Annotated in this window: 13 protein-coding genes; 6 read left to right on the forward strand and 7 right to left on the reverse strand. The window is 58.0% G+C overall.

Annotated elements, in window-relative coordinates:
* The first annotated feature begins 7 nt into the window (after positions 1–7).
* Genes WCY31_RS07950 through WCY31_RS07965 form a run of 4 tightly spaced genes read left to right on the forward strand, consistent with a single transcriptional unit; the run spans position 8 to position 6121 of the window.
* Entirely contained in the window at positions 8–460 is a 453-nt protein-coding gene (locus tag WCY31_RS07950; RefSeq protein ID WP_345971993.1) for a MarR family transcriptional regulator, read from the forward strand.
* Complete coding sequence (locus tag WCY31_RS07955) at positions 460–1584, forward strand: efflux RND transporter periplasmic adaptor subunit (protein ID WP_345971994.1); 1125 nt, start codon at positions 460–462, stop codon at positions 1582–1584. The genes WCY31_RS07950 and WCY31_RS07955 overlap by 1 nt, the downstream gene beginning before the upstream one ends.
* A gap of 12 nt (positions 1585–1596) precedes the next feature.
* Positions 1597–4731: a multidrug efflux RND transporter permease subunit gene (locus tag WCY31_RS07960; protein ID WP_345971995.1), complete on the forward strand. Its 3135-nt coding sequence runs from the start codon at positions 1597–1599 to the stop codon at positions 4729–4731.
* Entirely contained in the window at positions 4718–6121 is a 1404-nt protein-coding gene (locus WCY31_RS07965) for an efflux transporter outer membrane subunit (RefSeq protein WP_345971996.1), read from the forward strand. The genes WCY31_RS07960 and WCY31_RS07965 overlap by 14 nt, the downstream gene beginning before the upstream one ends.
* Before the next feature lie 27 nt (positions 6122–6148).
* Here WCY31_RS07965 and WCY31_RS07970 read toward each other — a convergent pair whose 3' ends face one another.
* Together WCY31_RS07970 and WCY31_RS07975 are read right to left on the reverse strand one after the other, a co-directional pair.
* Positions 6149–6346, reverse strand: coding sequence for a hypothetical protein (locus tag WCY31_RS07970; protein ID WP_231018395.1), 198 nt, complete (start codon positions 6344–6346; stop codon positions 6149–6151).
* On the reverse strand, positions 6346–6558 hold the full coding sequence (locus WCY31_RS07975; RefSeq protein ID WP_231018396.1) for a hypothetical protein: 213 nt from the start codon (positions 6556–6558) through the stop codon (positions 6346–6348). Before WCY31_RS07975 ends, WCY31_RS07970 begins: the two co-directional genes overlap by 1 nt.
* Before the next feature lie 168 nt (positions 6559–6726).
* On the opposite strand from WCY31_RS07975, the gene WCY31_RS07980 reads away from it, so the two are divergent.
* Together WCY31_RS07980 and WCY31_RS07985 are read left to right on the forward strand one after the other, a co-directional pair.
* A complete protein-coding gene (locus WCY31_RS07980; RefSeq protein ID WP_345971997.1) occupies positions 6727–7872 on the forward strand; it encodes a hypothetical protein in 1146 nt (381 codons plus the stop codon).
* A gap of 9 nt (positions 7873–7881) precedes the next feature.
* Positions 7882–9048: a hypothetical protein gene (locus WCY31_RS07985; protein ID WP_345971998.1), complete on the forward strand. Its 1167-nt coding sequence runs from the start codon at positions 7882–7884 to the stop codon at positions 9046–9048.
* Positions 9049–9067: 19 nt separating this feature from the next.
* On the opposite strand, the gene WCY31_RS07990 is transcribed toward WCY31_RS07985, so the two are convergent.
* From WCY31_RS07990 to nifD, 5 genes are all read right to left on the reverse strand, one after another.
* The gene (locus WCY31_RS07990; protein ID WP_345971999.1) at positions 9068–9637 is read right to left on the reverse strand and encodes a DUF2628 domain-containing protein; all 570 of its coding nucleotides are present in this window, start codon (positions 9635–9637) and stop codon (positions 9068–9070) included.
* A gap of 115 nt (positions 9638–9752) precedes the next feature.
* A complete protein-coding gene (locus WCY31_RS07995) occupies positions 9753–9992 on the reverse strand; it encodes a hypothetical protein (RefSeq protein WP_231018400.1) in 240 nt (79 codons plus the stop codon).
* Positions 9993–10002: 10 nt separating this feature from the next.
* Entirely contained in the window at positions 10003–10155 is a 153-nt protein-coding gene (locus WCY31_RS08000) for a hypothetical protein (protein WP_231018401.1), read from the reverse strand.
* 244 nt (positions 10156–10399) lie between these two features.
* Positions 10400–11950 carry a nitrogenase molybdenum-iron protein subunit beta gene (gene nifK, locus WCY31_RS08005; RefSeq protein WP_345969285.1) on the reverse strand — a complete coding sequence of 517 codons (1551 nt, stop codon included), beginning with the start codon at positions 11948–11950 and terminating at the stop codon, positions 10400–10402.
* Complete coding sequence (nifD, locus tag WCY31_RS08010) at positions 11950–13422, reverse strand: nitrogenase molybdenum-iron protein alpha chain (protein WP_231018403.1); 1473 nt, start codon at positions 13420–13422, stop codon at positions 11950–11952. Before nifD ends, nifK begins: the two co-directional genes overlap by 1 nt.

Raw genomic sequence — 13422 nt, forward strand, 5'->3', positions numbered from 1 at the left:
GAGCCCTATGGAATATCTGCTGGATACTTCGATCGGTTTTCGTCTCAACCGCACGGCCAATATTATTCACGCCGGTTTTACGAAATGCATCGAACCCTTCGGGATCGCGCCCGAGCAGTTTGCAACGCTGAAGATCATCAGCGAAGACGGCGAGATCACGCAGTCCGAGATCGCCGAGATCCTTGCCAAGGGCAAACCGACCGTCAGCCGGGCCCTTGACGCCCTTGAAAAAAAGGGGTTGATCGTCCGCGAACGCAAAAGCGAAGACCGCCGGATCAAACCGATCCACCTCACCGCGAAGGGGCAGGAGATCCTTGACCTGGTCATTCCCAAAGCCCTGACCTTCAACAATGCCATCAAAGACCGGCTTACCCTGGAAGAGATAGAGACTTTTTTTCGTGTCCTCGATACCATCGTCGACACTTCCGAAAACCATATCAAGCAATTAGGAGCATCATAATGAAACGCCCCCCCTACGCCCCGCTCGTTTTCGCAGCGTCACTGCTGTTCGGAAGCAGCCTCGTCGCCGAAACGGCAGCCCCTGCCGCCCCGGCCCCGCACGCCGACGCCTACGTCGTCAAAGCCGTTGCGAAACGCGACGTCGTCCTGAACTATCCCGCCCGCCTCAAGAGCATCCGCAGCGCGACCGTCGTCTCCCGCGTCACGGGCGTACTGCTCACGAAGCGTTTCAAAGAGGGCGACTACGTCAAACAAGGCGCCCGCCTCTACAAGATCGAGCCCGACCTCTACCAGGCGGCAGTCAACGAACAGAAGGCCTCTGTCATCCTGCAGGAGTCGCTTTATACGAAAGCCGAGCGCGACTGGAAACGCGCACAGGCCCTCTACAAGGACAACGCCATCAGCGTCCAGGAGCACGATGCCGCGCTCTCGGCCTATGAAACGGCCCGCGCGCAGGTCAACGCGGCGAAAGCACAGCTGCAGACCAGAGAGCTGGAACTTGGCTATACCGACGTCGTCGCCCCCATCAGCGGGATCGCCGGCATCAAGCAGACCGACGTGGGCAACGTCGTCAACGCCGGGACGCCGCTGGTGACCATCACCCAGACGGACCCGATTTACGCCCTCTTCTCCATCCCCGCGGGCGATCTGCAAAAAGCGCGCGTGGAGAACAAAGAGGGACGCTGGAGCTGGGGGGATGAAGGGCGTCTAAAAGCCTCCCTCGACGTCGACGGCATCAAGGTCAGCGGCGACATTGACTTTATCGCGCCGACGGCGGATACGCAGACGGGAAGCATTAGTATGCGCGCACGTTTCAAGAACAGCGACAACCTCCTGCTGCCGGGTACCTTCGGACGCGTGACGCTGGAAGGGATTAGTCGTGACAATGTCATCATGATCCCGCAAAAAGCGGTCCTGCAAAACCCGATGGGCACCATCGTCTTCGTCGAGCAGGAGGGGCAGGCGGCCGTCCGTCCCGTCGTCCTGGGGGACCCCGTCGGCAACAGTTTCGTCGTGCGCAAAGGACTCGCCGAAGGTGACAAAGTCATCGTGAACAACTTCTTCCGTGTCAAACCCGGCGCCCCGGTCATTATCGACAAAACCGTCGATGCGGAAGGGAAATAAAGGTAACCGTTTATGTTTTCAAAATTTTTCATCGACCGGCCCATCTTTGCCTCGGTCCTCTCCATCATCGTCATTCTGGCGGGGGTCGTAGCGATCAAAGGGCTGCCGGTCCAGGAGTACCCCAGCATTGTGCCGCCGCAGATCAACGTCCAGGCGGTCTACCCGGGTGCGGATGCCGAAACCCTCGCCAACACCGTCGCCGCACCGCTCGAAGATGCTATCAACGGTGCGAAGAATATGATCTACATGACCTCGACCGCATCCCCGAGCGGGATCCTGACCATGAGCATCACCTTCGCCACCGGCACGGACCCCTCCGCCGCCAACGTCGACGTCAACAACCGCGTCCAGGTGGCCCTGAACAAGCTGCCCGAAGAGGTACGCCGGCAGGGGGTCAGTGTGCGCGAACGCTCCCCGGACATGCTGCGCGTCATCGCCTTCACCTCCGAGAACCGCGTCCACGACGCGCTGTGGCTGAACAACTACGCCCTGATCAACGTCATTGACGACATCAAGCGTATTCCCGGCGTCGGGGACGCCTTTTTGTTCGGTTCGAAAGAGTACGCCCTGCGCGTCTGGCTCAAACCCGACAGCCTCGCGGCCTATGACCTGACAGTGAACGACGTGCTGGGCGTCATCCGCAGCCAGAACGTCCAGCTCGCCGCGGGCCAGATCGGCGGCGAGCCCGCCGTGGAGAAGATGGCCTACACCTATACGGTCACGACCCCGGGGCGTCTGAAGACCGCCGAAGAGTTCGGTAACATTCTCGTGCGTACCAACGCCGACGGCTCTTCCCTGCGCCTCAAAGACGTCGCCCGGGTCGAACTGGGGGCCGAACGCTACATGCTCAAGGGCACCCGCAACAAGGAGCCGATGGCCGTGGCCGGGGTCTTCCTGGCCCCCGGCGCCAATGCGCTCGAGGTCGATGCGGCCCTGACCAAGGTGCTTGAAACGGTCTCGCAGAAGTTCCCCGAGGATGTCCGCTACCATACGCTCTATGACACGACGACCTTCGTCAAAACCTCCATCGAAGAGGTGTTGATGACCCTGGCCGAGGCGATCGTGATGGTCGTACTGATCATCTACTTCTTCCTCGGAAACGTCCGGGCGACGATCATTCCCGTTCTGGCGATCCCCGTCTCCATCGTGGGGACCTTCGCTGGGCTCTACATTGCAGGGTTCTCCATCAACCTGCTCACCCTCTTCGCCCTGATCCTCGCGATCGGGCTCGTCGTCGACGACGCCATTATCGTCATTGAGAACGTCGAACGCCTGCTGCACGAGCGCAAGGACCTGAGCGTCCGCGATGCGACGATCGAGGCGATGCGGGAGATCACGGGGCCGGTCATCGCGATCGTTTTCGTCCTCTCGGCCGTCTTCATCCCCGCCTCGCTCATGGGCGGCTTCAGCGGGGTGATGTACCAGCAGTTCGCCATGACTATCGTCATCTCCGTCGTCATCTCAGGTATCGTCGCGCTCAGCCTGACGCCGGCGCTCTGTAACGTCTTCCTCCGCCGCGAAGAGCCGACGCCGATCCTGCCGATCCGGATGTTCAACGCCTTTTTCGCGCGCCTCACCTCCGGTTTCAACCGCGGGGTGCGCCTGACGCTCAAACTGGCCGTCATGAACCTGCTGATCTTCGGCGTCCTCATCGGCGCCGGTGCGTGGATGTCGCAGAAACTGCCGACGGGGCTTGTGCCGGGCGAGGACAAAGGGGTCCTGATGGTCCTCACCTACCTCATGCCGGGAGCCTCGCTTGAACGCACCGTCGAAGTCCAGGGGCAGGTCGCCGATACCCTTCTGGCCGATCCCCTTGTCGAATCCCTTGGGGCCATGAGCGGGATCGACCTCGCGACCTTCGCCTTCAAATCCGATGCGGGGATCGCCTTTGCACACCTCTCGGACTGGTCCGAACGGACCGAACCGGGACAGAGCGCCGACGCGATGGCCGGCAAGTTCATGATGCAGATGATGCAGAACAAAGAGGCGATGATCATCCCGGTCAACCCGCCGCCGATCCGCGGCATGAGCGCCACGGGCGGTTTTGAGCTCTATGTCCAGGACCGCACAGGCGGCGATCTCCTCGCCTTTGACGGTGTGATGAAGCAGCTGGTCGCAAAGGCCAACGAACGGCCGGAACTCACGCGGGTCCGCACGACCTTCAACGCCGGCGTGCCGCAGTACCGCATCACCGTCAACGAGGACAAGGCCAAAGCCCTGGGCGTTCAGATCTCCGATATCTACACGACGCTGGGCTCGACCTTCGGGACCGGGTACGCCAACGATTTCAACCTCTACGGCCGAACCTACCACGTCAACGTACAGCTCGAGCCCTCCTACCGCGAGAGCGTCGAGGACTACCGCGACGTTTTCGTCCGTTCAAGCAGCGGCGCGCTGATCCCGATCAGCTCCCTCGTCGACGCCAAACGTATCGTCGGGCCGAGCGTCGTCCAGCGCTTCAACATGTTCACGGCGGCACAGCTCTCCGGACAGCCCGCCCCGGGTTACAGTTCGGGCGACGCGATGCGCGCCATCCAGGAAGTGACAGCGGAGGTCCTGCCGGAGGGCTACACTATCGCCTGGGCCGGTACCTCCTACCAGGAACAGCAGGTAGCGGGCAAAGGCAACAACGCCTTTATCTTCGCCATCGTCTTCATCTTCCTGATCCTGGCGGCGCTCTATGAGAGCTGGATGATCCCGTTCACGATCCTCATGACCGTCCCGTTCGCCCTGCTCGGTGCGACACTGGCGGTCTATTTCCGCGGGCTCGAGAACGACATCTATTTCCAGGTCGGGCTCGTCACCCTGGTCGGCCTCACCGCGAAAAACGCGATCCTGATCGTTGAGTTCGCCCAGCAGAAACTGCGCGAGGGGCTCGACCTTTACCAGGCGACGGTTGAAGGGGCGCGTATCCGTTTCCGCCCCATTGTCATGACCTCGCTCGCCTTTATCGGCGGGACGCTTCCGCTCGCGCTGAGCAGCGGTGCCGGGGCGAACAGCCGCCATATCATCGGGACGACCGTCGTCGGCGGGATGGTGATGCTGACCGTGGTCGCGATCTTCTTCATCCCGCTCTTTTACTACCTGATCATGCGCCTGCGGGCCAAATTCTACACCGACAAAGGAGGCGAAGATGCACGCAAATAAGCTCCTCTCCCTCGCGGCGGCCCTCTGGCTGCTCGGCGGATGTTCCATGGCGCCGAAGTTGACCGTCACGCCGCCCGAACTGCCGGCACAAAGCACGGCGTCGGCCGACGCCAATGCCAGCACGATCGGTGCGACATGGTGGGAAGCCTTCAACGACGAGACGCTCAATCTCCTCGTTACGGAAGCGCTGCGCAACAACGACGACCTGAAAATCGCCGCGAGCCGCGTCGCCCAGGCAGCGGCATCGCTGGGCTACAGCCGCGCCGAACGCTACCCCACCCTCGACGGCGGGGCGTCGGCGTACCGCCAGAAGACCAGCGGAGAGACGCTTTCGCCCTTCTCCGGGTTTATCTACAACAGTTTCGACCTCTCCGTCACGGCGGCCTACGAGTTGGACTTCTGGGGTAAATACAAAAACCTCGAAGCGGCGGCGCGCGGCGAGCTGATCGCGACCGATGCCGACCGGGAGACCGTCCGCATCGGCCTCATTGCCGGTGTCTCGGAACTCTATTTCAACCTCGTCTCCCTGCGGCGGCAGATCACGGTCACCGAGGAGACGGTCCAGGCCTACAAGGAGAGTTATGAGTACCGCGCACGCCAGTTCCAGCACGGCGCCATCGACGAACTGACGTTGCAGCAGTCGCACGCCCTCTATGCCACGGCGAAGGTCTCCCTCGCCGGCCTGCGCGAGGAGCACGCCCTCGCCGAAAACGCGATGGGCATCCTGCTGGGGCGTTCCCCCAAAGGCCTGCTCGAAGCGGCATACGACACGGCGAGCGCCCTGCCCGAACCGCAGCCCGTCCCGGCCGACCTCACCTCGGGCCTGCTCGAGCGGCGCCCCGACATCCTCGCCGCCGAATCGCGCCTGCGCACGGCCAATGCGACGATCGGCGTGGCCAAGGCTGCCTACTTCCCGACGATTTCGCTGACCGGCACCGCCGGCTACAGCAGCAGCGAGCTTGACAACCTGCTCAACGCTTCGGCCCAGATGTGGGGACTCGGCGCCGCGCTGTACGTTCCCCTGTTCGATTTCGGCCGGATCGAGAACAGCGTCAACGAGGCGGAGGCGAAAAAAGACGAAGCGGTCATGGTCTATGCGCAGACGGTGAAAGTGGCGTTCAAAGAGGTGTATGACGCGCTGGCGAAGATCCGCGCGGCCGATGAGAAACTCGCCGCGCAGGAGGAGGCGAACCGGGCGTATGAGAAGGTGCTCTCCCTGTCGCAGCGCCGCTTCGACAGCGGCTACGGGACCTACCTGGAGGTGATCGACGCCAAGCGGGCCCTGCTGGCCTCGCGGCTGAACCTGGTGCAGCTCGGTGCCGCAAGGATCACGAACCAGATCTCCCTCTACAAAGCCCTGGGAGGTGGATGGAAGCGCGAGCGCCCCTAGCGGGCGCCGAGCTCCCGGAACTCCGTATCAGAAGTTCCCGTTGAGAAAATCCGAATCGTTAAGGACTCTCGCTTTTTCAAAGCCGTCCTCGGTTCCTTTCGGATTGGTGGAGAAACCGGCGAGCGAGCCGCAGTGCGGGCATTTACCTTCATTGAGAAGTGCCAGCTGGTCCAGGGTGATTTTCCCGTTGCACTCCTGGCAGTAGAAGAACGTTTCCTCTTCCATCAGAAGCTGCCTTCACCGACAGAAATGACGTAGTTGTCGTCGACAGAGATTACGTTGAATTCATGCTTGCCGCAGAAAGATTCGTTAAGCTGCTGCGCCCAGGCGCGGGCAACCATCAGGGCATTTTCTTTGTCATCAAAGGTCTTGATCTGCGGCATATTATTGCGCTTCGCGCATCCGCACATTTTCTCTACTACAACATGGTATTCCATCTGTAATCCTTTTTTTGAGTTCCCGTTGTTCTGCATACCCCGTTCCAGAAGCCCCCTTTTCACTCGACTCTATTCTTGAATGCATCATTTAGCATAAGATTAATATAAATACGTAATATAATTTACGATAATATTCCGCCCCCAAATACCAATTTTCAAGGAATACTTTTGATTCGAAAAAGTCTCATGATTATGCTCTTCTTGTTGTGGCAGAGCGCTCACGCGTCGACGACAACGGACCTGCAGGGTCTCGTCACCCAGGGCGAAACCCTCAACGGCGAACTCGCCGCGTTCAGCTTTGCCCAGGAGGGCTCCTGCAGCGAGCTCGGGACACTCAATACGTCTGTGAAGGAGTATATCGCCTCTATCCAGATGGTATACACCCACATCCCCTCCCCCTATTCGGTCACTGTTGACGACCTCGATTCCCTCGACAGCCTCGCGGCGCTGGCGCTGCAGATGGCCCAGAACAGTTTCCGCATCTCCACGGGGCTGCAGACGAGCGGTAGCTGCTATGAACGCTCCAATTTCGAACTGCTGACGGCGGCGATGCTCCGCCTCTCGGACGATATCGGGACCATGGCCGACCGCATCCTCGAAATGGCGGACCGTATCCTTGTCATGGCCGACAATATCGGCATCATGGCGGACCGTATCCTCATCACCCAGCAGCTGCAAAACGCCAATGTCCGCCTCACGCAGGAGTCCGTGCTGCAGACGCAGAACAACATGATCGCGCTCAGCGATGCCCTCATGCCGGAGATCTATGACGCCACGCTGGCCGATCTGATCACCAAAAGCCAGGCACTTGCCGACGCCATGGCGGCAACGACCCTCTCGGAAACGACGATGGACGTCCAGCTGCAACAGCTCGAAGTCAACGCTTCGCGGCTGATGATCTCCACAAAAAACCTCTACGAGTGGGCCGCCAAAAACAACCAGCTCGCGGTCATGGAACCCAGCGACGACACCCTGACGATGTTCGGCGACCTTTCCCAGATCCACCAGGGTATGGGCGACAGCCTCCAAACCTTCGCAGCCGCCATCGAATCCCTCTCCGATCAGACCGATTCTGCGGTGCTGAAAGCGGCGATCGCCAACATGCTGAAGCTCAGCTACGACGTCGGCACCATGTCCAACCGCATTATGGAGATGTCGGACAAAATCATCGTTATGGCCGACAACATCGGCATCATGACCGACCGCATCCGCCAGACCCAGGAGCTGCAGCAGGGGAGCTTCGAGACGATGTTCCACTCCATGTTCAGTGCGCAGAGCGCCATGATCACCCTGTTCCAGTCCATGAACCCCTAAGGAGGCACCGTGAAAACATTTAAAAACCCTATGAAATCCCTGCTGCTTTACGGCGCCGTGCTAACCGCTTGGCTCCCGCTCAACGCAGCGCTGCTGACTGACCTGCAGACCGCCGATGCGAACGTCGCCGCCTTCAAGAGCCAGCTCGAAGCAATCAACCTCGGCAGTGACAGCGTCTGCGCCCCGCTGCTTCAGGCGAACACTGCGGCGCGCGATCTCGTCAACGAAATCAGCCGTATCGACGCCAGTCTTGCCGCCCCGCTCCAGGTGGACGCGGAGGTGCTGACGGCGCTCGACCAGTACACCGTGACGGTCCTCAGCCTCTCCAGTGAGGCGCTGAATCTCTCCACGGACCTCCAGATGCTCTCCTCGTCCATGAACGCCGCCACCCTGGGCGACGGCATCACGGCGATGCTCCAGCTCTCCGACGATATCGGGACGATGGCGGACCGCATCGGCGAGATGGCGGACAAGATCCTGATCATGTCGGACAACATCGGACTGATGGCCGACCGTATTCTCGAGACCCAGCAGCTGCAAAACGACAACGTCGCCCTCACCCAGTCGACCCTGCTGCAGACGCAGAAAAATATGCTCGCGCTGGTCTCGGTGATGCAATCGAACAGTTTCAACAGTCAACTGGAGGGGCTGAAATCGAGCGGCGACTTCCTGGCGCAGCGCATGGATGCCGTCAGCCTCACGCCGTGGACGATGTCCATGGAACTCGAAGCCGTTTCCTGGGACGTTCGGCAGTACCTGGGCGAAGTCGAATCCGTCTATAGCGATATCACGGCCAATTCGGTCCATAACCGTTTCTACGTCTCCGCGGACACCCTGGTCGACCTGGGCAATCTCGCGGTGATGCTCCGCTCCCTCTCCACCGCGGTGGACGGCTATGTCGTCGCGATCGGCGGCATGGAGTCCATGACCTCAGACCCCACGCTCTACACCTCGCTCAAAAGCATGCTGCAGCTCTCCGCCGATATCGGGGTCATGGCCAACCGCATCCTCGAAGAGGCCGATCTCATCCTGGCCATGGCGGACAACATCGGACTGCAGGCGGACCAGATCCTTTCCACCCAGCAGTCGATGAACATGAACATCGCCGCCGTGCAGGCTTCCATTCTCGCCGCGCAGCAGATGGCGATCACGCTCTTCTCCCAGCGGGGCCTCTAAAGCGCGTCCCTTTGGGCCGTTATCCCTGGCTAGTGCTGGTCAGGACAACGCCGAGGGCCAGGAACCCCAGCAGGATGCCTAGCAGCAGCAGGGCATTGATGATGGCGGCGACGACAACGACCCAGCTATGGTAGCCGCCGAGCTGCTTCATCGTTTCGATGCGCACCGCTGTATCCGTCGAAGCGGCCTCCGCCCTGCGCTGCAGCTCACGGTAGTTTTTGTAGACAAAATAGGGCGCGGTCCCCCCGGAGATGATCATGAAGATCAGTGTGCCGATAATGCCGAGCGACAGGAAGGAGAAAAGCAGTGCGGCGCCGAAATACCCTATTGCCGCAAGATAGGCTTTACGGTAGAGCAGAAACCAGAAGGTCACGAAGAAAGCCCACCAGGACCAGCTCCAGGCGAAGCCGTCGACGCCGTTCCGGTTGAACTTTGCGAAGGTACGCTTGTACCAGGCGAACTTCTCCGGCTTCTGCACAAAGGCGTCGAGCATCGCGTCATCATAGTGGATGCCGCGGGCATGCTCCTCTTCAGATGCCGTCGGCACTTCTTCGACGGCTTCCGCTTCCGTATTCGCTTGATTTTCCATTACATAAACTCCTCGGATTGTCCTTGATCCTCTCGGGCTGCCGCCCTGTAAAGGGCTCTTATGTTATCAGAAAATGCATTTAATATCGTGAATGTTTGGCGCAGATCATCTGCCGCTAGTAGAGTTCGCACGCTTCGACGAAACCGCCCTCTTCGACGGAGATGACAAAGTTGTCGCCCGTCTCCTTGACGTCGAAACCGTGTTTGCCGCAGAAGCTGTTGTTGAGGGTGTCCGCCCATTCGTACGCATGCTCCTCCGCCTCTTCGCGGCTGTAGAAGCTGCGGATCTGCTCGAGATCCCTTTTTTTCGCACAGCCGCAGAGCTTTTCGATGACGACGTGGTACTGCGCAGGCATGTGGGGCTTCCTAGGAGAGTTTGCTGTTGTTGGAGATCAGGTAGAACTGGTCTTTGAGTTTGTTGAGTTCCCGGATGACGAGATCGTGGTGTTCATCGCTGAGCGCGTAGTGCTGCTCCATAAAGTCGTAAAGCTTGTCGATGTTGGTGTAGATCTCTTTCATCAGATTTTCCTTGATCTTGTCGGAAACGGCCATTCGTGTGTCCTTTTTTCCGCAACTTATGCAAAAATCGTACTTGAAAGATGTGTGGATGAAGCGCTCCCCGAAGGGAGCAACATGAATTGAGGAGAGAGAAAGTCGGGGGTCCGAAGAAGACGCCCCGGTGCCGCCCCAGCGGTCCGAACCGGCCGTGGGGCCGCGGCGAAACTCAAAAAAAACAGGTATCCCTCTCCCCGGGGGAAGAGATTTAGCGGATAAGGTCGAAGAAGTAGTCCGTCGTAGCGATACCCTTCGTCTCTTCGTCGAGCTGATCAAGAACTTTGTTCGTGATCTGAGTGAGCATGTTGAGCGCACCTTCATAACCGCTCAGTGAGTAGCGGTGCAGGTGGTGGCGGTCAAAGATCGGGAAGCCCATGTAGATGAGCGGAGTACCCGTATCACGCATCAGCTCTTTACCATAAGAGTTACCGATCATGAAATCGACAGGCTCAGTAAAGAGGAATGAACGCATGTGCCACAGGTCTTTACCTGCCCAGACGTTCAGGTCGTCTTTAGCCGGTGAAGTGTCGAGAAGCGCACGCATCTCATCTTCCCAGCCGCGCGGTGCATTGTGGCACAGTACGTGTGTCGGTTCCGCACCCATTTCGAGCAGGAAGGAAACAACACCGATCAGGAAGTCAGGGTCGCCCCAGATCGCGAATTTCTTACCGTGCATGTACGGGTAGCTATCCTGCATTGCATCGACCAGGCGCTGGCGCTCGATCTTCAGTTCTGCCGGGATTTCGTTACCAGTCAGCTCGGAAAGCTTCATGATGAACTCGTCAGTCCCTTTCAGGCCTACCGGGTTACATGTTGTGCTCTCTTTGGATTTCCAGCGCTTCTGAACCATTTTCATGGTTTTCGGAGTCGCGTACTTCTGCAGAGAGATAGTCGCTTTGGAGTTGATACAGTCAGCTGCATCTTCCAGTTTAGTACCGCCGGCGAACATGTTGTACTCACCTGCAGGCATATCCCACTGATCAGAGTGGTCGCCGAGCATGATGTAGTCTGCACCCATCTTCTCTACGATCGTTTTGACCGCACGGATAGAACCGATGTACGTTTCGAAGCCCGGGATGATGTTGATGCGGTCTTTGACCTCTTCAGTTTTCTTCCCTTCAGTGAGCTGCTGCATTGTACCGTGCATCATGTTGTCGTAACCAGTGATGTGGCTACCGACGAAAGACGGAGTGTGCGCATACGGGATCGGGAATGATTCCGGAAGGTCAACACCACCGTCTTCCTCTTTCGCTGCAGTAATGAACGCGTAGAGGTCGTCACCGATGACTTCTGCCATACAAGTGGTAGAAACCATGATCATGTCCGGCTTGTAAACTGCTGCACAGTTTTTCAGACCGTCTTTCATGTTGACCAGACCACCGAATACCGCCGCGTCTTCAGTCATAGAGTCGGAAACACACGGTGTCGGCTCTTTGAAGTGACGTGTAAAGTATGAACGGAAGTAAGCAACACAACCGTGTGAACCGTGAACGTACGGCATACAGTTCTCGAAACCGAGAGCAACCATGACAGCACCGAGGGGCTGACATGCTTTTGCCGGGTTGACGGTGATCGCTTCACGCTGGAGGTTTTTCTCGCGGTAATCCCACGTTGTAGTCCACTCAGCGACTTCGGCGACTTTTTCTTTGTCGATGGCGCCCCAGGCACCCTCGAACTGTTTTTTGTTTGCCAGGACATCCCGGTACTCAGGATGCTGGAAAAGGTTCTTACCGTTGTCGATTTTATCTACATTCTGCATTAGGCTTCTCCTTCCGTTTCCCAAGGTGCTTTGCTATATCCCCAAACCGGAGAGTTGATCGCGAGGTCCATATCGGATGCGAAGATCGCGAAACCGTCGAATCCGTGGTACGGACCGCTGTAGTCCCAAGAGTGCATCTGGCGATACGGCAGACCCATTTTCTGGAAGACGTATTTTTCTTTAATACCAGAAGCAACGAGGTCCGGCTCAAGTTTCTTGACAAACGCTTCGAGTTCGTATTCGTTGACGTCATCGTAGATGACAGTTGAACGCATGATCTCGTCTTTTGTACGCTTGTAGTCATCGTCGTGTGCGAATTCGTAACCCGTACCGATAACTTCCATACCGAGGTCTTCGTAAGCACCGATAACGTGACGCGGGCGGAGACCACCGACGAACAGCATTACCTGCTTGCCTTCGAGGCGCGGGCGGTATTTGTCGACAACAGCGTTGATCATCGGCTCATACTTAGCGATGACTTCTTCACATTTCGCTTGGATCTTCTCGTCGAAGAATGCAGCGATTTTGCGCAGAGACTTGTAAGTCTGAGTCGGTCCGAAGAAGTTGTATTCAACCCAAGGAATACCGAACTCTTTCTCCATGTGACGGGAGATGTAGTTCATAGAACGGTAGCAGTGCAGGAGGTTCAGTTTAACCTTCGGCGTCTGTGCCATTTCTTTGAGCGTAGCATCACCTGACCACTGAGCAGTTACACGCAGACCCATCTCTTCGAGAAGGATACGGCTTGACCATGCGTCACCACCGATGTTGTAGTCACCGATGATCGCAACGTCGTACTCAGTCGGTTCGATAGCGTCACCCAGTGTTTCAACGTTGCCGTCGAAGACGTAGTCACGGACAGTGTCGTTCGCGATGTGGTGACCCAGAGACTGAGAAACACCGCGGAAACCTTCACAGTTAACCGGAACAATCGTGTTACCAGTCGCTTTCGCGTAAACTTTAGAAGTCGCGTTGATGTCGTCACCGATCAGACCGATCGGACACTCAGACTGGACAGTGATACCGTTGTTCAGCGGGAACAGTGCGTCGATCTCTTCGAAACAGACAGCCAGTTTCTTGTCACCGCCGAAGACGATGTCTTTTTCCTGGAAGTCGGAAGAGAAGTTCATCGTAACGAATGTATCGACACCGGTTGTACCGATGTAGTAGTTACGACGGCCGGCACGTGAGTACTGACCACAACCGATCGGACCGTGAGAGATATGAACCATATCTTTAACCGGACCCCAAACAACACCTTTAGAACCGGCATAAGCACAACCACGCTGGCTCATGACACCCGGAACAGTTTTCTTATTCGAACGAACGTTACCGCAAGTTTTTTGGCTTTCATCCTCCGGTGAACCTACACCGAGGTGCTTAGCACGATTTTTTGCAGCTTTCTCCGGGTACGCCTTGAGTACCTCTTCAATCGCTGCTTTTTGTTTTGCTTCCAATGATTCTGGACCCAT

This window comes from Sulfurimonas sp. HSL3-1, assembly GCF_039645995.1.
Classification (GTDB): domain Bacteria; phylum Campylobacterota; class Campylobacteria; order Campylobacterales; family Sulfurimonadaceae; genus Thiomicrolovo; species Thiomicrolovo diazotrophicus.